Below are 22,376 nucleotides of genomic sequence, written 5' to 3' on the forward strand. Positions count from 1 at the left end.
ACCAGGGTGTGCGGTCGGCGCTCGTCGACTACGAGTTCGTCCATGACTGTCGCTTTCTGTATCGAATCCGTCCCGCCGGGAACGGATCTCGGACGCATGCGGGCAGCGGACACCGGCCGACACCATGGCGGTGTCGGCCTGGCGCTGACCGATCAGCGTCGGGCGATACAGAGGTGGGTCAACACGTCCCGGCCACTGACGGCGGGGACGCGGGACGCGGGCGGGCCTCGCGGGCGCTCCACCGGCGGCGCGGAGACCGCGGCGGGCCTGAGGACAGCGAGGGCGAGCGTGGCCACCGCCCGCGGCGCCGCCTTGTCACGGTCGCCGGGCAGGACGGTGTCGGGCACGCAGTGGCCGAGGTGGTTCAGGCAGCCGGTGTCGGCGGGATGGCGCACGCAATGCCACAGCGCCGCACCGCCGTCCGCGGGCGCGGCGATCCGGGTGGGAATCGTGGTGTGCTCGTGCGTGGCGGCGGTCGCCGCCGAACAGTTCACCAGCGGCACGACCAGCGCCAGGACCGCGACGAGGAGCAGCAGGGGGCCGGCGAACCGCGACCGGGCGCGAGCGCTCACTCGCACCATGCGCGTAGAGTGTTCGGCAGCCACCCGATCTTTCTACCATACCCCCCAATGGTATTGACGAACGGCGAGCGGGATCACATCGGATACAGGCTGTGCTTGCGCGGATTGGGCGGGATGGTCGCCTCCTTCTCGCGCAGCAGACGCAGGGCCTGCCGGATTTCCAGGCGGGTGCGCGCCGGTTCGATCACCGCATCGATGTAGCCGCGCTCGGCGGCGATCCACGGCGTGGCCACGGTGGTGTTGTACTGGTCGATCATGGCGTCCCGCACCGCGTTTCGCTGATCCTCGGGCACCCGCTCGAGCTGCCGCCTGCCGACGATGTCGACCGCGCTCTCCGCGCCGATCACCGCGATGCGGGCCGTGGGCCAGGCCAGGCTGATATCCGCGCCGAGCTGCTTACAGGCCATGAATCCGTAAGCGCCGCCGTAGGATTTGCGCACCACCAGATTGACGATCGGCACCGTCGCCTCGATGATCGCCCGGAAGACCCGGCCCCCGCGGACGATGACGCCGTTGCGCTCCTCCTCCACCCCCGGCAGCACCCCGGGGGTATCCACCACGAAGATCAGCGGCAGCCCGAAGGCATTGCACAGCCGGATGAAATGCGTTGCCTTGTCCGAACATCGGGCGTCCACGGCCCCGCCGAGCACCAGCGGCTGATTGGCGACCACGCCCACGCTGCGGCCGTCCACCCGGGTGAATCCGGTGATCAGATTCGCCGCGGTCTCGGCGCGGATCTCGAGGAAGTCGCCGTCGTCGAAGATCCGCAGCAGGATGTCGTGCATGTCGTACCCGGCCCGGTCGGAGTCGGGAATGATCGAATTCAGCTCCAGGTCGGAGGCGGTGATGTCCGGTTCGAGCCCCGGGTTGACGACCGGCGGCAGCTCCCGGCAGCTCGACGGCAGAAAGCTGAGATACCGTCGGGCCCAGTCGAATGCCTCGCCCTCGGTGGCCGTCACGTGGTGGACGGTGCCGTTGCGCGCCTGGCTGTGCGCGCCGCCGAGTTCCTCCATCGAGACGTCCTCGCCGGTCACCGCCTTGATCACCTCGGGGCCGGTGACGAACATGTAGGAGGATTCGGTGGCGACGAGCACATCGGTGTTCACCGGCCCGTACACCGAACCGGCCGCGCACTTGCCGAGCATGATCGAGACCTGCGGCACGAAGCCCGACAGGCGCTCCTGATTGCGGCTCATATGCCCGAACCAGGCCATCGATGTCACCGCGTCCTGGATGCGGGCGCCGCCGGAGTCGTTGATCGAGACCACCGGGCAGGCCTTCTCGAACGCGAACTGCAACGCGCGGGCGACCTTGCGGCCGAACATCTCCCCGACCGACCCGCCGAAGACGGTCTGATCATGGGCGATGACCACCACGGGCCGTCCGTCGATGGTTCCGCGGCCGGTGACCACCCCGTCGCCGTACATCGCATCGGATTTCGCAGGCTGGCGCATGAGCCCGCCCATCTCGACGAACGTGCCGCGGTCGAGCAGGATGTCCACGCGCTCGCGGGCACTGGGGATGCCCTTCTTCTTCCGCTTCTCGATCCCGGCCTCGCCGGCCGGTTCCGCGGCCACCTCCAGGATGTCCCGCAGTTCCGCCAGCTTCTCCTGCGTGCCAGCCATCTCCACCGATCCTTCGCCTCGCGTACCAGCGGGGACGATAGGGGGTGGGGGTCGTTCGGCAGCGTATGGCCAGCGAACTTGTGGAGAGATCACAGCGGCGGCCGGTTTCCGCTTGGCCGCCGCCATGACGGGCGAGCACGCTCGCTTATGTCCGCGAGACGGTGAACGATGGTTCGCCGCAGCCGGTTTCGGTGTACTGGATTCCACCAGATCGACACACGAAATCCGAGGTAGAAGCCATGAAAATCGCAGTTTTCGGTGCCACCGGCAGTATCGGCAGCCGGGTCGTCGAGCAGGCGCTCGCACAGGGGTACGAGGTCACGGCCTTCGCCCGCGACGCGCAGCGGGTCACCACGACGCACGAGCGCTTGCGCATCGTCGAGGGTGATGTCCTCGACCCCGTCGCCGTCGACCGGGCAGTGTCCGGTCAGGACGCCGTGGTGGTCGCGCTCGGCGCCGGGCGCAAGGGCGGGGTGCGCGCCGAGGGCACCCGCATCGTCATCGAGGCCATAGGGCGCACGGGGGTGCGGCGCCTGGTCTGCCAGTCCACCCTCGGCGTCGGCGACAGCCGCGGGAACCTGAACTTCGTCTGGAAGTACCTGATGTTCGGCCTGCTGCTGCGCGCGGCCTACGCCGACCATGTCCGGCAGGAGGAGTACGTGCGGGCCAGCGACCTGGACTGGACGATCGTGCGGCCCAGCGCCTTCACCGACGGCCCCGCCACCGGCAGCTACCGCCGCGGATTCGGCGCCGCGGAGCCGGGACTGAGCCTGAAGATCGCCCGCGCGGACATCGCCGCCTTCGTGGTCGAGCAGGTGAAGGACACGACCTACCTGCGGCAGGCTCCGGGGATCTCGCACTGACCGGCACGGCGGTGTGCACTGACACCCCCTTCGTGCCAGTGCACACCGGCATCGCCCACATATACCGACGTAGACGCACGGCGAGAGTGCCATGCACGCTGGTATATGTCAATCGGATCGTGATGTACTGTTGTCAAGATCGCCACTGGGCAGACGGAGGGGTCGTGGACGACGCGCAGGCAGGGCCCGGAGGCGCCGATCAGCCCCGCACGGAACTGGCCGCAAAACTCGACCGGCTGTTCGAGGTGATGCGGGCGGCCTCCGCGCAGCCGCTGTCGAATGCCGCTGCGGCGGAAGCGATCACGCGGTCCACCGGAACCTCGATCAGCGCCGCCTATCTGTGGCAGCTCCGCACCGGGCTCAAGTCCAATCCCACCGTGCAGCATCTGCAAGCCATCGCACAGTACTTCGGCGTCCCGGCGTCGTATCTGGTCGACGGCGGCGCGGACGAGGCCGTCGAGTCGCAATTGGGCCTGCTTCAGGCTATGAAGGATGCCGGCGTGCGTAACCTCGCGTTGCGCGCGTCGGGCCTGACGCCGCGCACGCTGGCCAGCATCGCGGCGATCGTCGACCGCGCCCGGGAACTGGAGAATCTCCCCCCGGTGGCGGCGGACGAGCAACCACCGGCACCGAGGGACGGATCAGCGAACGGAGGGTGATGGGGACATCGGCCGGACAGATCCGGAAGGTACTCACCGATCTTCCGATTCCGCAGCCCTGGGATCGGCGCCGATTCGTGGACGCCGTCGCCGCGCTGCGCGGTCGCCCGATCACCCTGATCGCCGCGCCGCTGACCGGCGTCCTCGACAGCCCGTGCGGGCTGTGGCTGGTGCGCGAGCACGACGACGTGATCATCCACGAGGGCGCGACATCGGAGTACCACCGGGATCAGATCGTCTGCCACGAACTCGGCCATATGGTCCTGGGGCACGACCGGTCCGGTCCGGACGCCAGCGAGGCCGATCCGATGCTGCGGCACGCGCTGCCCGATCTCGATCCGGCCACCGTGCGCACCGTGCTCGGACGCTCCGGCTACGGCAACCGGCTCGAGCGCGAGGCCGAACTGTTCGCCACGATGGTCATGACGGCCGCTGCGCCCCGGCCCCCGCAGAATCTGCGCAACGTCCTGTTCCGGCAGCAGTGACCTCCACCGTCCCCGAGACCCTCGCCTGGCCGATCCTCGTCGCGACGATGCTGATCGTGGCCGTCCGGTGGGCGTGGTTCCGGACCAGCGCCGCGGAGCGGTATCTCAATGCCACGCTGACGATGATCACCCTGACCCAGCTGCTGCGCGAGGCGGCCGTGGAACGCGCGATCGCCGCCGGGTCGCCGCTGTCGGTCACCGACGTCCAGCAGCTGTCGCTGTGCACGATCGTGCTGTCGATCCCGCCGTTCCTGTGCGTGATCGCCCTGCTGTCGGGCGTCGATCCGCAGGCGGTGCGCCGCCGGCGGTATCTCTACTTCGGCGTCGGGGCCGCGCTGTCGGCGGTCGTCCTGATCGCGGGCGCGCGGGCGCGCCGCGCCGGGCTGCCGACCGAGGTCACCGGAGGCTGGGACGGCGTGCTGGTGTGGATCGCGTTCTCCGTGCTGCCGATGTACCTGGCCTATCTGATGATCCGGCGTTGCGCGCTCGAGTACCGGCAGCCCGATGTGACCGCGGCCGAGAAACTGGTGCTCGCGGGGATCGCCGCCGCGGGCGCCGCCATCGGCGTGGCCACCGCGATCGCGCTGGCTCTCGCCGTGCTGCAGGCGCTGGATCTGGTCGATTCGGTGCAGTACCGGCTGGCGACGCATTCGAAGAACTTCTTCGGCATCGCGACGATCATCGCCGTCATCTGCGCCGCGCCGCCCGCGAAGGCCGCGATCGAGTACCTCGGACTGGACGCCACCAGCAGGCGATGGCGGCGGCTGCGCCCGCTGTGGCTGGCGCTGACGACCCGGTTCCCCGACAGCCGGCTGCCCCTGGACGAGGACCCGTCCCGCCGCCGGGCCACGACGCTGCGGCTGCACCGGACCACCGTCGAGATCCGCGACGCCATCCTGCGGCTGCATCCCTACTGCCGCCCGACGCCGCCCGCCGAACTCGCGGCATTCGTTGCCGCCGAACGCGTTCCGGACCGAGACGCCGAAAGCGCCGCGCTGGCCCTACAACTCGGCCACGCGATGCGGGCGGTCGCGGGCGACTGCCCCGAGAATGCCGCCGACATCCGGCCGTCGCCGTCGGCCGATCTGGATACCGAGGTCGGCGAGTTGCTCCGTCTGGCACGCTGGTGGCCCGCGGCCCAACGCCACACCGGCGGCGACCCCACCCCCGCCGACATCGCCCACCCGCACGAAACACGAGGGACGACACCATGACCTCCACCCAGGTAGCGCCGACCGACGCCCGCCCGGAGCGGATGCCCCGCCCGCCGTGGCGGGTTCCGCTGCTCGGCGACGTCCTGACCACCGACTTCGCCAAGCCGTGCCAGCGGCTGGCGCGGCAGGCGCGCACGCTGGGCCCGGTCTTCGAGCAGAAGCTGTTCGGGTATCCGGCCGTCATCGTCACCGGGACGCGGGCGGTGGCCGAGGTCAACAACGAGGCGGTGTGGGAGAAGCACATCGGGCACTCGCTGATGAAGCTGCGGCCGCTCGCCGGGGACGGCCTGTTCACCGCCTTCAACCGGGAACCGAACTGGGCCACGGCGCACAACATCCTCGTCCCCGCCTTCAGCAAGGCGGCGATGACCACCTACCACTCCACCATCACGGCCACGGTGCGGGAGCTGACCGATCGGTGGGCGGCGCAGTCGCCGTCGACGTGGGTGGATATTCCCGCGGCGACCAACGCCCTGACCTTCGAGATCATCTCCCGCGCCGGATTCTCCCAGTCCTTCGACGCCCTCTCGGGCGCGGACACGAATCCCTTCGTCGCGGCGATGGTGCGGGAACTCACCTACGCCAACCGGCGCACCGATGTCATGCCCTGGTTCGAGCGGACCTTCCGGCGCGGCGACCGGCGCCGGCACCGGCAGGATCTGGCCACCGCCCGGTCCGTCGTCGACGACCTCATCGGCGCGAGACGGGCGCAGCCGCACGACGAACAGCGCGACATGCTCGACCTCATGCTCGGCGGGGTCGACCCCGAATCGGGAGAAAGCCTGGACGACACCAACATCCGGCATCAGATCCTGACATTCCTCATCGCCGGGAGCGAAACCTCGGCGAACATCATCGCTTTCGCGCTGCACTACCTCGCCGCCCATCCCCGGTTCGCCGAGGAGGTCCGCGCCGAACTCGACCAGCGCTGGCCCACACCGGAGTTCCCGGCCATCGGCTTCGACGATGTCGGCAAGCTGCGCGCCCTGCGGCGCGTCGTGGACGAGACGCTCCGGCTGTGGCCGACCGGCCCCGGCTACTTCCGCCGCGCCCGGCAGGACACCACCCTGTGCGACGGCCGCTACCGGTTCCGGCAGAAGGACTGGGTCCTGGTGCTGCTGCTCGCCGCGCACCGCGACCCCGCCTGGGGCCCGGACGCGGACGAGTTCAACCCCGACCGCTTCCTCCCCGACACCCGCCGCACCCTCGGCCCGCACATCTACAAACCGTTCGGCACCGGCCCCCGCGCCTGCATCGGCCGCCAGTTCGCCCACCACGAGATCACGATCGCCCTCGCCGCGATCCTCCACCAATTCGACCTGGAACCCGACCCGTCCTACCACCTCGACGTCCGGGAAACCCTCACCCTCAAGCCCTCCGGCCTCCGCCTCCGCCTCCACCCCCGCAAGCCCTGAAGACAGTGCTGGAATCGGCAGGGGTCAGGCGAGTTTCAGGCTGCGGCCGATGATTTCCTTCATGATCTCGGTGGTGCCGCCGTAGATGGTCTGGACGCGAGCGTCCATGTACGCCTTGGCGATCGGGTATTCGCGCATGTAGCCGTAGCCGCCGTGCAGTTGCAGGCATTTGCTGATGAGGTCGAGCTGTTCCTCGGTGCTCCACCACTTGGCCATGGCGGCGTCCTCGGCGGTCAGGGTGCCCGCGTTCAGCTGTTCGATGAAGCGGTCGACCAGCACCCGCACGGCCGTGGTCTTGGTGGCCAGTTCGGCCATCACGAAGCGGGTGTTCTGCTGGGCGCCGATGGGCTTGCCGAACGCCTTGCGGTCGCGCACGTACTGGATGGTCATGTCCAGGCAGCCCTCCATGGCGGCCGCGGCCATGACCGCGATCGACATCCGCTCCTGCGGCAGGTTCTGCATGAGGTGGATGAAGCCCTGGCCCTCGGTGCCGAGCAGGTTCTTCCCGGGCACGCGCACATCGGTGAAGCTGAGTTCCGCGGTGTCCTGCGCCTTCAGGCCGATCTTGTCGAGGTTGCGGCCGCGCTCGAAACCGGGCATGCCGCGCTCGACCACCAGCAGCGAGAAGCCCAGCGCGCCCTTCTCGGGATCGGTCTGGGCGACCACGATCACGATATCGGAGTTGATGCCGTTGGTGATGAATGTCTTGGCGCCGTTGAGGATCCAGTCGTCGCCGTCCTTGACCGCGCGCGTTTTGATGCCCTGTAGATCCGAGCCGGTGCCCGGTTCGGTCATCGCGATCGCGGTGATGATCTCACCGGCGCAGAAGCCGGGCAGCCAGCGCTGCTTCTGCTCGTCGTTCGCCAGCTCCAGCAGATACGGCGCGATCACATCGTTGTGCAGCGAGAAGCCCAGGCCCGAATACTGGCCGCGGGTGGTCTCCTCGGTGAGCACCGCGTTGTAGCGGAAATCCTGTACGCCCCCGCCGCCGAACTCCTCCGGCACCGCCATGCCGAGGAATCCCTGCTTACCGGCCTCCAGCCAGACCTCGCGGTCGACAGCGCCCTGCTCCTCCCACTTCGCGTGGTTCGGCGCCACGTGCTGGGCGAGAAACTTCCGATACGACTCCCGGAACAGATCGTGTTCGGGTTCGAATAGCGTGCGTTGCACCGCCAACCTCCTAGTGACCACTTCGGCGTCGTCGCCTCTCCCCCACACGGTACCCGGAAGTCGAATCGTCGTTCACTTCGAACCCGAGAAAAAGGGTTCCAACTGCATAGCCTGCCGGAAGGTCGATGACGTTGGCGACCCGAACCCCGGTAAACCTGGCTACAGCCCCAGCGCCCCGCGAGCGCGGCCCCAGAGGGTGCGTCCCCGATCTCGGTCGCGCTCGGCGAACAGGAACGTCAGCTCCTCCTCGAGGGCCTTGCGCACCACCACCTGCAATTCCTCGGCCGCGGCGTCGAGGTCCTCCGCGTCGGCCCAGGGCGTGGTCTCGATGGCGGCGCCGGCCGAGTAGTAGAACCGCTCCGGCTTCGGGATCCACGTCGGCCCGAAGCCCGTCACGAACGGCGGCGTGAGATTCGCCTTCATGCCGAGCGCCTGCACCAGCGCGCGCACCGGCCGCATGGCCGCGTCCTGCCCGTCGAAGTGGATGTCGAAGGCGTCGTCCGCGCCGACCATCGCGATCGGCACGATCGGGGCGCCGGTCTCGATCGCCATCCGCGCGAACCCGGTGCGGCCCTCCCACTTCAGCACGTACTTCTCGCCCTTGCGGCGCACCGCCTCCCGGCCGCCGCCCGGGAACACCAGCACCATCTCCCCCTGATCGAGCAGTGCGCGGCAGTTTGCGCGGCTGCCGCGAACACACCCGATGCGATGCAGCGCGTGCCGCACCCCGGGGACGGTGATGAGGACGTTCTCGGCCAGCCCGCGGATGAGCCGGCCCCGGCTGCGCGCGATCTCCGGCCACAGCAGCGGGGTGTCGATGCCGAGGAAATTATGGTTGCCGACCAGCAGTACCGGGCCGTCCTCGGGAATGTTGCCGAATCCGTGGAAGACCGGGCTGGTCCATGCCCGCATCGGCGCGGTCAATGCGTCGAAGGCGCGAATGTCGCTGTCCCGCAGCGACATTCGCAGTGGTGCGCCATCCGACAGCACGCCGCCGAGACCTCTCGGGGCGGAATGGCTTTCAGACAAGAAGAACCCTCCCTGCAACTCGTTCTCGTTATCTGAATCGTAACGAAAACGGTCGCGGGGCACGGCCGACGTGACGAACGCCGCTCAGCCCGGCAGGCCCGCGCTGCCCGCGTGCGCGTACTCCGTCAGCACGGCCGCGAGCGCCGAGGGCACGCGCGCCCGGATCCGGGTGCCGCCCTCCTCGTGGTCGGACTCGAGAATGCGGCCGTCGGCGTGGATCCGGGCGAGCAGGTCGCCGCGGGTGTACGGCAGCAGCACGCTCACCTCGACATCCAGCGCGCCGAGCAACTGCGCCAGCCGGTCGCGCAGATCCGTGAGCCCCTGTCCGGTGCGGGCGGAGACGAAGACGGCCTGCGGCAGCTGGGCGCGCAGATGCGACAGCTCGGACGGATCCAGCGCGTCGATCTTGTTCACCACCAGCAGTTCCGGGGGCGCCGTCGCCTGGGACTCGCGCAGCACGTCGGTGACGACCTCGCGCACGGCCTTGATCTGCTCGGCGGGCAGCGGGTCGGAGCCGTCGACCACGTGCAGCAGCAGATCGGCGCCGGTGACCTCCTCGAGCGTCGAGCGGAATGCCTCGACGAGCTGGGTGGGCAGGTGCCGGACGAAGCCGACGGTGTCGGTGAACACCACCTCGCGCCCGTCCTCCAGCGCCGCGCGGCGGGTGGTCGGGTCCAGGGTGGCGAACAGGGCGTCCTGGACCAGGATGCCCGCGCCGGTGAGCGAGTTCATCAGGCTGGACTTACCGGCGTTGGTGTAGCCGACGATCGCGACCGCGGGCACGCCGCTGGCGGTGCGCCGGGCGCGCTTGGTGTCGCGGGCGGTCTTCATCTCCTTGATCTCGCGGCGCAGCTTGGCCATGCGCTCGCGGATCCGGCGGCGATCGGTCTCGATCTTGGTTTCACCGGGGCCACGGGTGCCCACGCCGCCGCCGCTGCCGCCGGCGCGACCACCGGCCTGGCGGGACATCGACTCGCCCCAGCCGCGCAGCCGCGGCACCATGTACTCCATCTGCGCCAGCGATACCTGCGCCTTACCCTCGCGGGAGGTGGCGTGCTGGGCGAAGATGTCCAGGATCAGCGCGGTGCGGTCGATGACCTTGACCTTGACTACCCGCTCCAGCGCGGTCAGCTGGGCGGGGGTCAGCTCGCCGTCGCAGATAACGGTGTCGGCGCCGGTCTCGAGGACGACGGCGCGCAGCTCGTCGGCCTTGCCCGAACCGATGTAGGTGGCCGGATCCGGCTTGTCGCGGCGCTGGATCAGCGCGTCCAGCACCTGCGAGCCCGCGGTCTCCGCGAGTGCGGCGAGTTCGGCCATGCTGGCCTCGGCCTGCGCCGTGGTGCCACCGGTCCAGACGCCGACCAGCACGACGCGTTCCAGGCGCAGCTGCCGGTACTCGACCTCGGTGACATCCTCGAGTTCGGTGGACAGCCCGGCGACGCGGCGCAGCGAACTGCGCTCGTCGAGCTGTAGCTCGCCGACGGTCGGCTCCGGAGCCCAGCCGTCGCGGGTGTCACCGGTGTCGTCGTCGAGTTCCTCGATAGGGGTGAACTCGAAAGTCTCTACTTTTCTCATACGCCTCCATGATCCCACGACTCAACGTACGGGCGCACGCGAGTTATTCCGGGGACACCCGCGGCGACGCGGACCGGGTTCAGGCGTCGTACCACCAGGAACCGGCCAGCCGTCCCGACGCCAGGAGCACCGACGGCCCGCGCAGCCAGGCCTCGCCCCGCTCGATGCCCACCGTGACCTCGCCGCCGGGGATGCGCACCCGGACCTGTCCGCTCTCGGTGTCCGGATCGAACCCCGCCCGCACCAGCGCGGCGGCCGCCGCGGCGACGGTTCCCGTTCCGCAGGAACGGGTTTCGCCGACACCGCGCTCGTAGACGCGCATATCCACCGCGCCGCCGGAACCCAGCGCGGTGAGGATCTCGACGTTCACGCCCTGCGGGAACATCTCCGGGTCGAAGCCGGGCGGGACGCTGAGATCCAGCGCCGCCAGCGCGTCGGGGGTCAGGCGCGGATCGACGCAGGCCAGGTGCGGATTGCCGACATCGATGCCGAGTCCGGGCAGCGCGTCGCCGCCGATGGTCGCTGTGGACTCGCCCAGCTGCCGCACCGATCCCATCGTCACCGTGACCTCGCCGTGCACCGGGCCGGCGGCATGCACGGTCACCGGGCGGGCGCCCGCGCGGCTGCCGACGACGAACTCCTCGCGCTTGTCCATGCCGGTCGCGACCAGGTAGTGCGCGAACACTCGCACCCCGTTGCCGCACATCTCGGCGATCGACCCGTCGGCGTTGCGGTAGTCCATGAACCAGTCGTCGGCGGCGACGCCCGGCGGCAGCTCGCCGAGCACTCCCGTCGCGGCGAGCGCGCCGGCGCGCGCCACCCGCAGCACGCCGTCGGCGCCGATGCCGCGCCGCCGGTCGCACAGCGCCGTCACCCGCTCGGCGGACAGGTTCAGCGTGGCGTCCGGATCGGGCAGGACGACGAAGTCGTTCTGGGTGCCGTGGCCCTTGGTGAACTCGATACCGGCCGCGTTCTCGCTCTGCTCGCTCATCGTCACCATCCTCACACGCGCGCCGCCGCGGACCGCGCCCGACGTGCTCAGTCCGCCTCCTGCAACGCCCCGCGCTGGCGGAAGATTTCGTACAGCGCGATCGCGGCCGTACAGGGGGCCGGCAGCGTTCCGGCGGCCGGGACCCGCACCACCGCGTCGCAGGCCCCGGGCCAGTTCGCGCCGAGGTCCGCCGCGTCGCCGATCACCACGATCGTCGCGGTCGTGAGGGCGTGCGCGTCCACCGGAACGGCCCCGCTCACTGCCGCCTCGGCGTCCACGATGCCGACGACCTGCGTGGGAATGCCACGCTCCGCCTGACGGTCGCGCAGTCCGCGGAGGGCGGCGATCCCTGGGACGCGGAACACCGGCAGCGCGAACAGCGCCCCGGCGGAGGCCCGCACGCACTGCGGGTCGTAGTGGTCGACGCCGGACCCGCTGATCACGACCGCGGCCGCGCCGAACGCGTGGGCCGTGCGGATCAGGCCGCCGAGCCGGAGCGCGGAGGCGGGTCGTTCCACGGCCAACACGACCGGCGCCTCGCCCGGCGACCCGGGGGCGAAGTCGTCCAGCGCGAGGTCGCGGCATTTCGCGACCGCGACCAGTTCCGTTGTCCCCATGCGTGTTTCGGCGAGTTCGGCCATCAGTTCGGGGACCAGCCCCATACTCGGCACCGCGCCGGCGTCGATCAGCTCGCGCGCCCAGGGCGGCAGTTCCGGGCCGCCCAGGCGGTAGAGCAGCGTTTCCAGCGGCCAGTCGTGCGCGACGGCCCGGGTGATCGGCTCGGCGCCGTGGATCAGGAAACGGCCGTCGCGGGTGCGTTTGGCCCGGTTGGTGAGGTACGCCTGCCATTCCTGGACCGCGGCGTTGCGGGTGGTCACTGCCGGGTTCGTTCCTCGTCGTCGCGGGGTGCGCCGGACGGCATCCGGTCCAGCGCGGAGGTCACCAGGCCGGGGTCGGCGCCGTCGAGCCAGCGGACGCGCGGGTCGCGGCGGAACCACGAGCGCTGCCGCCGGACGTAGCGCCGGGTGCCGATGAGCGTGCGTTCCCGCGCCTGGTTCAGGTCGTATTCGTCGTCGAGGTACGCGAGGACTTGTGCGTAGCCGAGTGCGCGCCGAGCGGTCTGGCCCTCGCGCAGGCCGCGGCCGAGCAGTCCGCGCACCTCGTCGACGAGCCCGTCGCGGAACATCGTGGCCGTCCGCTCCTCGATCCGGGCGTCGAGGTCGGCGGTCTCGCGATCGACACCGAGAATGATTGTGCCCCAGCGTGGTTCGCCGATGCGCGGCTGTGATGCGGCGAACGGGCGGCCGGTCAGCTCCACGACCTCCAGCGCGCGCACCATCCGGCGGCCGTCGGTGGGCAGGATGGTGGCGGCCGCGACCGGGTCGGCGTCGCGCAGCGCCGCGTGCACCACCTCGACGCCGCCGGCGGCCAGCACGGCCTCCCACTTCGCCCGCACCCGCGGGTCGGTGGCCGGGAACTCCCAGCCGTCCAGCAGCGCCTGCACGTACATCATCGACCCGCCGACGATCACCGGTGTGCGGCCGCGTGCCAGGATCGCCGTGACATCCGCGGCGGCCGCGGTCTGGTAGGCGGCAACCGTCGCGGTCGCGGTCACCTCGAGGACGTCGAGCTGGTGGTGCGGGATGCCGCGCCGCTGGTCCGGGGGCAGTTTCGCGGTGCCGATATCCATGCCGCGGTACAGCTGCATGGCGTCGATGTTCACGATCTCGCCGTCGAGGCGCTGGGCCAGCTCGAGGGCCAGGTCGGATTTGCCGGTGGCCGTGGGACCGACGACGGCGACCGGGACGGTCACGACGCCGCCCCGGGCCGCCAGACGCACACCTGGTAGCCGACACCGAAAGGCGCTGCGCGATACAGGGTTTCGACGCCGGGTCCGGTGGCGTCCGCGCCGAACAGACCGGCCAGCGCCTGGAAGGCCGCGCGGCCGGACACCTCGAGCTCCGCGCACAGCAGCGGGTCCAGGGCGGCCAGCGCGTCGCGATCGCCCGCCGCCAGCGCCCGATCGATCTCCTCCTGCACGCCCTCGGCCCGAGGATCGAGATAGCCCGGCGCCCGGGTCGACAACGTGGCCGCGCCGTCCGCGACCACGAGCACACCGTGATCCACCGAACTCGCATCGAGGTCCCGCCGCAGCGCCGCCCCCACCTCCGCACACCGCCCCGGCGCGGCCCGCCCATCGAGAATCCGTGCCTCGGCCACCACGTCCGGCGCCACCTGCCCACGCAGCCACCCCCCGAGCAGCGCCGCCAGCGGCAGTTCGGGATCGGCGGTCGCGGGGGCACTCGGCGACAGCGCGAGCACGGGATCAGCGGCCTCGGGAGCACTCGGCGACAGCGCGACCCGGACGTCCACGCCGTAGCCGCGGAAGGTGCCGGCGGTGTTCGGGCCGAAAGTGGCGTCCGTTTCGCCCGTTCCGACGACGGTCCACCGGGACGCGGACGCCGCCAGCGTCCGTCCCGCCGTCAGCACAGCCTCTCGTAGGCCCGGGACCTGGGCGGCCGGATGCTCGGCATCGGCCACCGGCGTGCCCCCGCACAACTCGGGAACCAGCACGGGGGGCGACGGGATCAGCACGGCGACGCGGAGCACGCGTCCACCGTAGCGACCGGGTCCCGCGCCGCGGCGCGGCAGCCACCCGAGACCGTTCGCGCGACGATTGCGTGCCGCCGGTGGCCGCATCCGGGTCCGGGCGGGCCGCGTGTCCACGGCGAGCGACGCCCGGCAAGATCGACCAGCTACCGGCGGCGGCTTCGGGCAGGGGGTCGGCGGGTACGGCGGCCGGAAAAGACCGCCCGCAGCCGGACCGGACGGAAAACGGCTGGTCCCCAGCCCTTCCGCCGTCACCGCCGGGGCCTCGGCACGGGCGGGTGAGGCGTCCGCGAGCGGGCGAAGCCACATACCGTAACGCGGCCGGCGGCCCGCAGCAACCGCTCGAGTCGCGCCACCGTCCACAAGACACGGCGAATCCGTCGGCTGCCTGGTTGAATGGGATGAGCTAGGGCGTAACCAGGCAGCCGTGACGCGCGGCAGGGACGAGGAGCTATGAGCGACAACAGCGGAACCGAGAAGGCTACCCACCCGGACACCGGCACGGCGCAGCGGTCCGGCGACTCCGTCGCGCCGCGGCCCACGCCTGCCGATGTCGCCAAACCCGGCCCCAAGCCGGGCCGTCCCGGCGGTCCCAAGCCGGGTTCGCGTAAACCGGAATCCCCCAAGCCGCACGCGGTCAAACCCGCTCCCGGGCCCGCCCAGGAGCATCCGCACCCGGTCGTGGTGCCGACGGTGAGCGATCCGAGCGAATGGGGCCGCGTCGACGACGACGGCACGGCCTGGGTGAAGACCGCCGACGGTGAGCGCGAGATCGGTTCCTGGCAGGCAGGCGACGCCGCCGAGGGCCTGGCCCACTTCGGGCGCCGGTTCGACGATCTGGCCACCGAGGTCGCCCTGCTGGAGGCCCGGCTGGCCGCCGGCACCGACGCCCGCAAGACCAAGACGGCCGCCCTCGCGCTTGCCGAAACGTTGCCGACCGCCGCGGTGATCGGCGATATCGACGGCCTGGCCCGGCGTCTGCAGGCCATCATCGAACACTCCGACGAGGCGGCCGCCCACGCCAAGGAGGAGAAGGAGCGGACCCGCCACGAGCAGACCGAGCGCAAGGAGACGCTCTGCGCGGAGGCCGAGCAGATCGCCACCGACTCCACCCAGTGGAAGGCCGCGGGCGACCGCCTGCGCGAGATCCTCGACGAGTGGAAGACCATCCGCGGCGTGGACCGCAAGGTCGACGACGCGCTGTGGCGGCGGTTCTCCAAGGCGCGCGAGTCGTTCAATCGCCGCCGCGGGGCGCACTTCGCCGAGCTCGATCGGGAGCGGGCATCGGCCAAGGCCCACAAGGAGGAACTCTGCGTGCGGGCCGAGGAGCTGTCCGACTCCACCGACTGGGGCGGCACCGCCGCGGTCTTCCGTGAACTGCTGACCGAGTGGAAGTCCGCGGGCCGCGCCCCACGCGAGGCCGACGAGCAGCTGTGGCGGCGGTTCAAGAGCGCCCAAGACGTCTTCTTCGCCGCCCGCAATGCCGCCGCCTCCGAGCGGGACGCCGAATTCGAGCACAACGCGACCGCGAAGGAGGATCTGCTCCGCAGCTACGAGGAGCGAATCCCCGCCCAGCTGGACCCCGACTCGACCGCGCTGGACAACGCCCGCGCCGCGCTGCGCGAACTGCAGGAGAAGTGGGACGCCATCGGCAAGGTGCCGCGCGAGCGCATCCAGGAGCTGGAGGGCAAGCTGCGCGCGATCGAGCGGCGCGTGCGCGAGGCGGTCGACGCGCAATGGCGGCGCACCGACCCCGAGGCCATGGCCCGCGCCGCCCAGTTCCGCGAGCGGGTCGCGCAATTCGAGGAGCAGGCCGCCAAGGCCCGCGCCGCCGGCCGCACCCGCGACGCGGAAAAAGCCATGGAACAGGCCAAGCAATGGAGAGAGTGGGCCGACGCGGCCGAGGGCGCGGTCAGCAGGCGCTGAGAGGGAGTCGCTACTCCTCGTCCTTCGTGTCCTTATCCCCCAGGAGCCAGGTGCGCTCGCGCTTCTCCTGCTCGGCGGCGGCGAGGCGGCGTTGTTCCTCGGCCTCCAAGTGCAGGGTCGTGCGGCTCCACACGACCTTGATCCAGTGGAAGGTCAGCACGATGATCGCGAGGGCGGCCAGGATCAGGCCGATGCCCGGGCCGGCGCCCTCGTAGTTGCCCAGGCCGGGGGTCTGGCGGTGCCAGATCGACAGCACGCCGAAGACGCTGCCGATGGCCGAACCCGCCACCGCGACCCAGGCCAGCACCCAGCGCCGCGTGACCAGCGCCAGCAACGAGAACCCGATCCCGAAGAGCACCACGAACCATTCGAAGACCCGCGACGGCAGCCCGATGTGCTCGGCCCGCGCGGTCGCGTCGTACATCAGCACGTCGAGGCCGCGCGCGGCCCCCGCGTGCGGCAGCACCAGTGACAGCAGCAGCACGAAGACCGACACCGCCACGACCATGGCCCGCGTCCCCGGATCGATCTCGCCCGCGATCTTGCGTTCGACGGCCTCGAGATCGTCGCGGAACTGCTCGAACACCTTGGTCTCGGACGGATTCATAGGCTCCTCGTTCGGCTCGGAGGCGGAGTCGCTCTCGGCCGAAATACTACCGGCTGTCGTATCCTCGGCGTCCGCGTCGTCCCGCCGAGCCCCGTCCTCGTCCCGATCAACCACCGGTCATCATCGCCTCATCGCCGAATCGTATTGTGCTGTATGTATTTTCGCCGTGTTCCCAGTGGTTTCCGGCCAAAAGCGTGCCGGAAAACAGAGGGGGGCCACGGTGCTGGTCATATTCCAGGGGGCCACGGTGCTGGTCATATTCCAGGGGCCATGGCGCTGGTCATGCTCCGCAGCCCGAATCGCATCCTGCACTCGCCGCCACCGGCTCCGGGGCCCCGATGCTCGGGATGCCCAGGCCGACGCCGATGGGAGCGGTCTTGGGGGTGATGCCGCGCTCGTGGGCGTCGCCCGCGCGGGTGCGGCGGTGGGCGTGGACCTCGCTGTCGGCGATCAGGTGGTGCGGGGCGGCGGCGGTGACGGTCACGGTGACGAGGTCGCCGGGCCGGATGCCGTTCTCGGCCGGCGGGCGGAAGTGCACGAGCCGGCCGTCGCGGGCGCGGCCGCTCATGCGCGCCGTCGCGGCGTTCTTCTTCCCCGCACCGTCGGCGACCAGCAGTTCGACCTCGGTGCCGACGAGCGCCCGGTTGGCCTCCAGCGACACCTCCTCCTGCACCGCGATCAGCCGGTCGTAGCGCTCCTGCACCACGGCCTTGGGCACCTGGTCGGCCATGGTCGCGGCCGGGGTGCCGGGCCGGATCGAGTACTGGAAGGTGAAGGCGCTGGTGAACCGGGCCTGCCGCACCACATCCAGGGTCTCCTGGAAATCCTCCTCGGTCTCGCCCGGGAAGCCGACGATGATGTCGGTGGTGATGGCCGCGTGCGGCATGGCGGCGCGCACCTTGTCGATGATGGCGAGGTAGCGCGCCTTGCGATACGACCGCCGCATGGCCTTGAGCACCCGATCGGACCCGGACTGCAACGGCATGTGCAGCTGCGGGCACACGTTGGGGGTCTCGGCCATCGCCTCGATCACGTCGTCGGTGAATTCCGCCGGATGCGGCGAGGTGAACCGCACCCGCTCGAGCCCGTCGACGGTTCCGCAGGCGCGCAACAGTTTCGCGAAGGCGCCGCGGTCGCGGTGCTCGTCGGCGTCGGCGAAGTTCACTCCATACGAGTTGACGTTCTGGCCGAGCAGCGTCACCTCCAGCACGCCCTGGTCGACCAGCGCCTGCACCTCGGCCAGCACGTCGCCGGGACGCCGGTCGACCTCCTTGCCGCGCAGCGACGGGACGATGCAGAAGGTGCAGGTGTTGTTGCAGCCCACCGAGATCGACACCCAGCCGGCGTACGCGGACTCCCGCTTGGCCGGCAGCGTGGACGGGAACGCCTCCAGCGATTCCAGGATCTCGACCTGCGCCTGCTCGTTGTGCCGGGCGCGTTCCAGCAGCACCGGCAGCGAGCCGATGTTGTGCGTGCCGAAGACGACGTCCACCCAGGGCGCCTTGCGCACCACGGTGTCGCGGTCCTTCTGCGCCAGGCAGCCGCCGACGGCGATCTGCATCCCCGGCCGGTCGGCCTTGATCGGAGCCAGATGCCCGAGGGTTCCGTAGAGCTTGTTGTCGGCGTTCTCGCGCACGGCGCAGGTGTTGAACACGACGAGATCCGCGGTCGCGCCCGGCGTGGCCTTCACATATCCGGCGTCTTCCAGCAGGCCCGAGAGCCGTTCGGAGTCGTGCACGTTCATCTGGCAGCCGTAGGTGCGGACCTCGTAGGTCCGCTCCCCCTCGGCCGCCTCGACGGAACGCACTCCAACCTGCGTAGACGAATTCACCCGTCCAGGGTATCGGTCGCCGGAAGCGCCGCATCGACCCCGTCGACCTGCGCCTGAGCGGCCGTGATACGAGTCACCAATGTCAAGTGACGGTTAAGGGTGTGCGGCGACGGCGCGACGCATCCGCGAATATTGCGCATTTCCAGCACTTTCGCTCTAGGGTCTGTCCCATGACCGACGCTGCCGACGCAACACCCGGCACTGCCACCGAGCCGACCCTCGACGCCGACGCCGCCACCGCGCCACCGATGATCTCGATGCACGATGTGGACAAGCATTTCGGCGCGCTGCACGTGCTGCAGAACATCAATCTCGAAGTGCCCAAGGGGCAGGTCGTGATCGTTCTGGGCCCGTCGGGATCCGGAAAGTCGACGCTCTGCCGCACCATCAACCGCCTCGAACCCATCGACTCCGGCACCATCGCCGTCGACGGCACCGAGCTGCCCGCCGAGGGACGGGCGCTCGCCAAGCTGCGCGCCGACGTCGGCATGGTGTTCCAGTCGTTCAACCTCTTCGCGCACAAGACCATCCTCGAGAACGTCATGCTGGCCCCCATCAAGGTGCGCCGCTTCGAGAAGAAGAAGGCGCACGAGAAGGCGATGGAACTGCTGGAGCGGGTCGGCATCGCCAACCAGGCCGAGAAGTACCCGGCCCAGCTGTCCGGCGGACAGCAGCAGCGCGTGGCCATCGCCCGCGCGCTGGCGATGAACCCCAAGGTGATGCTGTTCGACGAGCCCACCTCCGCGCTGGACCCGGAGATGGTCAACGAGGTCCTCGAGGTGATGGTGTCGCTGGCCAAGGAGGGCATGACCATGCTCGTGGTCACCCACGAGATGGGCTTCGCCCGCCGCGCCGGCGACCGGGTGCTGTTCATGGCCGACGGCCAGATCGTGGAGGACAGCGAGCCGGAGACCTTCTTCACCGCGCCGCGTTCCGAGCGAGCGAAGGATTTCCTGGGCAAGATCTTGAGTCACTGATCGGTGACACCCACCTCCAGTACTGCACGAGAGAGAAGGAATTCGATGAGGATCACCCGTGCACTGCAAATCGGTATAGGCGCGCTGGCCGTGGCGCTCGCGGCGACGGGGTGCGGGGGCGGCAGCTCCAAGACCGTCACCGAGCACGCCAAGGACGGCAAGCTGACCATCGGCATCAAGTTCGACCAGCCCGGTCTGGGCCTGCGCAGCAAGGACGGCTCGTACTCCGGTTTCGACGTGGACGTCGCCAAGTACGTCGCGGGCAAGCTGGGCGTGGCCGAGGACAAGATCACGTTCAAGGAGGCGCCCTCCGCCCAGCGCGAGACGCTCATCCAGAACGGGCAGCTGGACTTCGTGGTCGCCACCTATTCGATCACCGATCAGCGCAAGGAGAAGGTCGACTTCGCCGGGCCGTACTACCTCGCGGGCCAGAGCTTGCTGGTGCGCTCGGACAACACGAACATCACCGGCCCGGAGTCGCTGACCGGCGGTAAGAAGCTGTGCTCGGTGAAGGGTTCGACCCCCGCGCAGAACATCCAGAAGAACTACGCCAACGACGTGCAGCTGCAGGAGTACGACACATACTCGCTGTGCGTGGAGGCCCTGAAGTCCGGTGCGGTCGACGCCCTGACCACCGACGACATCATCCTCGCCGGTTTCGCCGCGCAGAGCCCGGGCCAGCTGAAGCTGGTCGGTAAGCCGTTCACCACCGAGAAGTACGGCATCGGCCTGAAGAAGGGCGACAAGGAGTCCCGCGACAAGATCAACGACGCCATCGAGGCCATGATCAACGACGGCGCCTGGAAAGCCTCGCTGGACAAGAACTTCACCGGCACCGGATTCCAGCCCGCGGCCCCGCCGCAGGTCGACCGGTACTGACGACGTCGCGTGAGGGGCGGTCTCCGAGACGGGACCGCCCCTCGCCCAACCGGATTCACCTCACGATCGGAGGGACACGTCCGCCGTGTTCGACTTGATCTCCCGATATCAAGACCAGTTGCTCGACGCATTCTGGATGACCGTCAAGCTGACCGCGCTGTCGGCGGTCGGCGCGCTGATCCTGGGCACCGTCGTGGCCGCCATGCGGGTCTCGCCGGTGCCGGTGGCGCGCTGGGTCGGCACGGCGTACGTGACCATCTTCCGTAATACGCCGCTCACGCTGATCCTGGTCTTCCTCTCCCTGGGCGTCTACACCACGCTCGGCCTCAAGCTCGCCAGCGAGAGCAACGGGCTGAACTTCCTGCCCACCAACAACTTCCGCTTCGCCGTGGTCGGCCTGAGCATCTACACCGGCGCCTTCGTCTGCGAGTCGCTGCGGTCGGGCATCAACACCGTGCCGCTGGGACAGTCGGAGGCGGGCCGCTCGCTGGGCCTGACGTTCGGGCAGAACCTGCGCTATATCGTGCTGCCGCAGGCGTTCCGGTCGGTCGTCGCGCCGCTCGGCAGCGTGCTGATCGCGTTGACGAAGAACTCCACCATCGCCTCCGCCATCGGTGTCGCCGAGGCCGCGGCCCTGATGGCGAAGATGAACGAGACCGAGGCCGACATCATCGCCATCGGCGCGATCTTCGCACTCGGCTTCGTCATCCTGACGCTCCCCCTCGGCCTGATATTCGGCTGGCTGGCACAGAAATTCGAGGTGAAGCGATGAGTTCGGGCGCCTCCGTCCTGTTCGACGCACCGGGGCCCAAGGCCCGGGTGCGCCATGCGGCCTACTCGGTGGTCGTGGCCGCGGTGATCGTCGCGGCGGCCTGGTTCGTGCTCGGCAAGCTGTCGGACAAGGGCCAGCTCACTGCCGAGAAGTGGAAGCCGTTCGTCGACGCCGAGGTGTGGGACACCTACATCCTGCCGGGTCTGCGCGGCACCATCGTGGCGGCGGCGCTGTCGATCGTGTTCGCGCTCGTGATCGGCATGATCTTCGGCCTGCTGCGGCTGTCGGACCATCGCAGCGTGCGCATCGTGGCGGGCGCGATCGTCGAATTCGCCCGGGCCATCCCCGTGCTGATCCTGATGATCTTCCTGTACGCGGTGATCGCCAAGTACGACCTCACCGATTCCAGCCAGTACGCGCTGACGGCCGTGGTGATCGCGCTGACGGTCTACAACGGCTCGGTCATCGCCGAGATCGTGCGCTCGGGCATCCGCTCGCTGCCCGCGGGCCAGAGCGAGGCCGCGGTCGCGCTCGGCATGCGCAAGGGCCAGCTCATGCGCCTGATCCTGCTGCCGCAGGCGATCACGGCCATGCTGCCGGCGCTCGTGTCGCAGATGGTGGTGGCGCTGAAGGATACGGCGCTGGGCTACCAGATCACCTACCAGGAGATCGTCCGCCAGGGCCAGCAGCTCGGCGCGGCCGAGCAGAACACGGTGCCCTCCCTGATCGTCGTCGCCATCATCATGATCGTCCTGAACTGGGCGCTCACGAAGGTGGCCACCCTCCTGGAGAAGCGCCTCCGCTCCCGCAAGAAGGGGCGCACGGTCATCCCAGCGAACGCCGTCCTCCCGGCCCCCGGAGTCGGCGCGGTCGGGTCCCGCTGACCCGTCCAGCGTCCGTCGACTCGGCCACTACTCGTTTTCCGGCATGCTTTTGGCCGGAATCCCTCGGGTGATTCCGGCCAAAAGCATGCCGGAAAACGGAGGCGGGACGGCGGGAGTGGGGACGGGGTCGATGGCTGGGCACTCCGGGGCCGACGAGGGCTCGGGGCGTGCGAGTTGCATTCCCTGTGAGCGCAAGTCTCGTCGCCCGGGCCCGCTCCGAGCATTCTGAGGGTGCACCGCCTCCGGCCGCCGGGTCACGCCACTCTCGGCGGCCGGAAGCGGG

At 69.9% G+C, this 22,376-nt stretch carries 21 protein-coding genes; 10 read left to right on the top strand and 11 right to left on the bottom strand.

Annotation, left to right across the window (positions count from 1 at the left end; all coding sequences use genetic code 11):
• Positions 1-152: 152 nt before the first annotated feature.
• Entirely contained in the window at positions 153-581 is a 429-nt protein-coding gene (gene lpqS, locus ON41_RS20785; protein ID WP_040749384.1) for a putative copper homeostasis (lipo)protein LpqS, read from the bottom strand.
• A 74-nt stretch (positions 582-655) separates the two neighbouring features.
• Positions 656-2,206, bottom strand: coding sequence for an acyl-CoA carboxylase subunit beta (locus ON41_RS20790; RefSeq protein WP_040749385.1), 1,551 nt, complete (start codon positions 2,204-2,206; stop codon positions 656-658).
• Between the two features lie 239 nt (positions 2,207-2,445).
• Between ON41_RS20790 and ON41_RS20795 the strand changes: the two genes are divergently transcribed.
• The 5 genes from ON41_RS20795 to ON41_RS20815 all read left to right on the top strand — a co-directional run bounded on the left by ON41_RS20795 (position 2,446) and on the right by ON41_RS20815 (position 6,842).
• Positions 2,446-3,069, top strand: coding sequence for an NAD(P)-dependent oxidoreductase (locus tag ON41_RS20795; RefSeq protein WP_040749386.1), 624 nt, complete (start codon positions 2,446-2,448; stop codon positions 3,067-3,069).
• 248 nt (positions 3,070-3,317) lie between these two features.
• A complete protein-coding gene (locus ON41_RS20800; RefSeq protein WP_246461023.1) occupies positions 3,318-3,728 on the top strand; it encodes a helix-turn-helix domain-containing protein in 411 nt (136 codons plus the stop codon).
• Complete coding sequence (locus ON41_RS20805) at positions 3,728-4,213, top strand: hypothetical protein (protein WP_040749387.1); 486 nt, start codon at positions 3,728-3,730, stop codon at positions 4,211-4,213. Before ON41_RS20800 ends, ON41_RS20805 begins: the two co-directional genes overlap by 1 nt.
• Positions 4,210-5,427, top strand: a complete 1,218-nt coding sequence (locus ON41_RS20810) for an MAB_1171c family putative transporter (RefSeq protein WP_040749388.1) — start codon at positions 4,210-4,212, stop codon at positions 5,425-5,427. The genes ON41_RS20805 and ON41_RS20810 overlap by 4 nt, the downstream gene beginning before the upstream one ends.
• Positions 5,424-6,842, top strand: coding sequence for a cytochrome P450 (locus tag ON41_RS20815; protein WP_083905505.1), 1,419 nt, complete (start codon positions 5,424-5,426; stop codon positions 6,840-6,842). Before ON41_RS20810 ends, ON41_RS20815 begins: the two co-directional genes overlap by 4 nt.
• A gap of 24 nt (positions 6,843-6,866) precedes the next feature.
• Here the strand turns inward: ON41_RS20815 and ON41_RS20820 are convergent, their stop codons facing one another.
• The 7 genes from ON41_RS20820 to ON41_RS20850 all read right to left on the bottom strand — a co-directional run bounded on the left by ON41_RS20820 (position 6,867) and on the right by ON41_RS20850 (position 14,217).
• Positions 6,867-8,012, bottom strand: a complete 1,146-nt coding sequence (locus ON41_RS20820) for an acyl-CoA dehydrogenase family protein (protein ID WP_040749463.1) — start codon at positions 8,010-8,012, stop codon at positions 6,867-6,869.
• Positions 8,013-8,171: 159 nt separating this feature from the next.
• Positions 8,172-9,041 carry a lysophospholipid acyltransferase family protein gene (locus tag ON41_RS20825; RefSeq protein WP_246460831.1) on the bottom strand — a complete coding sequence of 290 codons (870 nt, stop codon included), beginning with the start codon at positions 9,039-9,041 and terminating at the stop codon, positions 8,172-8,174.
• An 84-nt stretch (positions 9,042-9,125) separates the two neighbouring features.
• Positions 9,126-10,616: a GTPase HflX gene (hflX, locus tag ON41_RS20830; protein WP_040749390.1), complete on the bottom strand. Its 1,491-nt coding sequence runs from the start codon at positions 10,614-10,616 to the stop codon at positions 9,126-9,128.
• 79 nt (positions 10,617-10,695) lie between these two features.
• Positions 10,696-11,607: a diaminopimelate epimerase gene (gene dapF, locus ON41_RS20835; RefSeq protein ID WP_174411341.1), complete on the bottom strand. Its 912-nt coding sequence runs from the start codon at positions 11,605-11,607 to the stop codon at positions 10,696-10,698.
• Between the two features lie 47 nt (positions 11,608-11,654).
• Entirely contained in the window at positions 11,655-12,485 is an 831-nt protein-coding gene (locus ON41_RS20840; RefSeq protein WP_040749391.1) for a TrmH family RNA methyltransferase, read from the bottom strand.
• The gene (gene miaA, locus ON41_RS20845) at positions 12,482-13,447 is read right to left on the bottom strand and encodes a tRNA (adenosine(37)-N6)-dimethylallyltransferase MiaA (protein ID WP_373281355.1); all 966 of its coding nucleotides are present in this window, start codon (positions 13,445-13,447) and stop codon (positions 12,482-12,484) included. The genes ON41_RS20840 and miaA overlap by 4 nt, the downstream gene beginning before the upstream one ends.
• Positions 13,417-14,217 (bottom strand): class III extradiol ring-cleavage dioxygenase family protein, encoded by an 801-nt coding sequence (locus tag ON41_RS20850; RefSeq protein ID WP_040749466.1) that lies wholly within the window; start codon positions 14,215-14,217, stop codon positions 13,417-13,419. The genes miaA and ON41_RS20850 overlap by 31 nt, the downstream gene beginning before the upstream one ends.
• A 453-nt stretch (positions 14,218-14,670) precedes the next feature.
• Here ON41_RS20850 and ON41_RS20855 point away from each other — a divergent pair, with 453 nt between their 5' ends.
• On the top strand, positions 14,671-16,143 hold the full coding sequence (locus tag ON41_RS20855; protein ID WP_040749392.1) for a DUF349 domain-containing protein: 1,473 nt from the start codon (positions 14,671-14,673) through the stop codon (positions 16,141-16,143).
• Between the two features lie 10 nt (positions 16,144-16,153).
• Here the strand turns inward: ON41_RS20855 and ON41_RS20860 are convergent, their stop codons facing one another.
• On the bottom strand, positions 16,154-16,750 hold the full coding sequence (locus ON41_RS20860) for an Rv2732c family membrane protein (RefSeq protein ID WP_040749467.1): 597 nt from the start codon (positions 16,748-16,750) through the stop codon (positions 16,154-16,156).
• 280 nt (positions 16,751-17,030) lie between these two features.
• Positions 17,031-18,557 carry a tRNA (N6-isopentenyl adenosine(37)-C2)-methylthiotransferase MiaB gene (miaB, locus tag ON41_RS20865; RefSeq protein WP_040749393.1) on the bottom strand — a complete coding sequence of 509 codons (1,527 nt, stop codon included), beginning with the start codon at positions 18,555-18,557 and terminating at the stop codon, positions 17,031-17,033.
• A gap of 272 nt (positions 18,558-18,829) precedes the next feature.
• On the opposite strand from miaB, the gene ON41_RS20870 reads away from it, so the two are divergent.
• The 4 genes from ON41_RS20870 to ON41_RS20885 all read left to right on the top strand — a co-directional run bounded on the left by ON41_RS20870 (position 18,830) and on the right by ON41_RS20885 (position 22,093).
• Positions 18,830-19,558, top strand: a complete 729-nt coding sequence (locus tag ON41_RS20870; RefSeq protein WP_051162083.1) for an amino acid ABC transporter ATP-binding protein — start codon at positions 18,830-18,832, stop codon at positions 19,556-19,558.
• 45 nt (positions 19,559-19,603) lie between these two features.
• Complete coding sequence (locus ON41_RS20875; RefSeq protein ID WP_040749395.1) at positions 19,604-20,437, top strand: glutamate ABC transporter substrate-binding protein; 834 nt, start codon at positions 19,604-19,606, stop codon at positions 20,435-20,437.
• Between the two features lie 136 nt (positions 20,438-20,573).
• Complete coding sequence (locus ON41_RS20880) at positions 20,574-21,209, top strand: amino acid ABC transporter permease (protein WP_051162085.1); 636 nt, start codon at positions 20,574-20,576, stop codon at positions 21,207-21,209.
• Positions 21,206-22,093: an amino acid ABC transporter permease gene (locus ON41_RS20885; RefSeq protein ID WP_040749397.1), complete on the top strand. Its 888-nt coding sequence runs from the start codon at positions 21,206-21,208 to the stop codon at positions 22,091-22,093. Before ON41_RS20880 ends, ON41_RS20885 begins: the two co-directional genes overlap by 4 nt.
• Positions 22,094-22,376: the final 283 nt, after the last annotated feature.

It is taken from the genome of Nocardia transvalensis NBRC 15921 (assembly GCF_000308875.1).
In the GTDB taxonomy this organism is placed as follows: domain Bacteria; phylum Actinomycetota; class Actinomycetes; order Mycobacteriales; family Mycobacteriaceae; genus Nocardia; species Nocardia transvalensis.

What these genes read in the sequence shown, in the direction of transcription:
- lpqS (WP_040749384.1), bottom strand. Translation starts at nt 581, where the DNA reads ATGGTGCGAGTGAGCGCTCGCGCCCGGTCGCGGTTCGCCGGCCCCCTG.
- ON41_RS20790 (WP_040749385.1), bottom strand. Translation starts at nt 2,206, where the DNA reads ATGGCTGGCACGCAGGAGAAGCTGGCGGAACTGCGGGACATCCTGGAG.
- ON41_RS20795 (WP_040749386.1), top strand. Translation starts at nt 2,446, where the DNA reads ATGAAAATCGCAGTTTTCGGTGCCACCGGCAGTATCGGCAGCCGGGTC.
- ON41_RS20800 (WP_246461023.1), top strand. Translation starts at nt 3,318, where the DNA reads ATGCGGGCGGCCTCCGCGCAGCCGCTGTCGAATGCCGCTGCGGCGGAA.
- ON41_RS20805 (WP_040749387.1), top strand. Translation starts at nt 3,728, where the DNA reads ATGGGGACATCGGCCGGACAGATCCGGAAGGTACTCACCGATCTTCCG.
- ON41_RS20815 (WP_083905505.1), top strand. Translation starts at nt 5,424, where the DNA reads ATGACCTCCACCCAGGTAGCGCCGACCGACGCCCGCCCGGAGCGGATG.
- hflX (WP_040749390.1), bottom strand. Translation starts at nt 10,616, where the DNA reads ATGAGAAAAGTAGAGACTTTCGAGTTCACCCCTATCGAGGAACTCGAC.
- dapF (WP_174411341.1), bottom strand. Translation starts at nt 11,607, where the DNA reads ATGAGCGAGCAGAGCGAGAACGCGGCCGGTATCGAGTTCACCAAGGGC.
- ON41_RS20855 (WP_040749392.1), top strand. Translation starts at nt 14,671, where the DNA reads ATGAGCGACAACAGCGGAACCGAGAAGGCTACCCACCCGGACACCGGC.
- ON41_RS20860 (WP_040749467.1), bottom strand. Translation starts at nt 16,750, where the DNA reads ATGAATCCGTCCGAGACCAAGGTGTTCGAGCAGTTCCGCGACGATCTC.
- ON41_RS20870 (WP_051162083.1), top strand. Translation starts at nt 18,830, where the DNA reads ATGATCTCGATGCACGATGTGGACAAGCATTTCGGCGCGCTGCACGTG.
- ON41_RS20875 (WP_040749395.1), top strand. Translation starts at nt 19,604, where the DNA reads ATGAGGATCACCCGTGCACTGCAAATCGGTATAGGCGCGCTGGCCGTG.
- ON41_RS20880 (WP_051162085.1), top strand. Translation starts at nt 20,574, where the DNA reads ATGACCGTCAAGCTGACCGCGCTGTCGGCGGTCGGCGCGCTGATCCTG.
- ON41_RS20885 (WP_040749397.1), top strand. Translation starts at nt 21,206, where the DNA reads ATGAGTTCGGGCGCCTCCGTCCTGTTCGACGCACCGGGGCCCAAGGCC.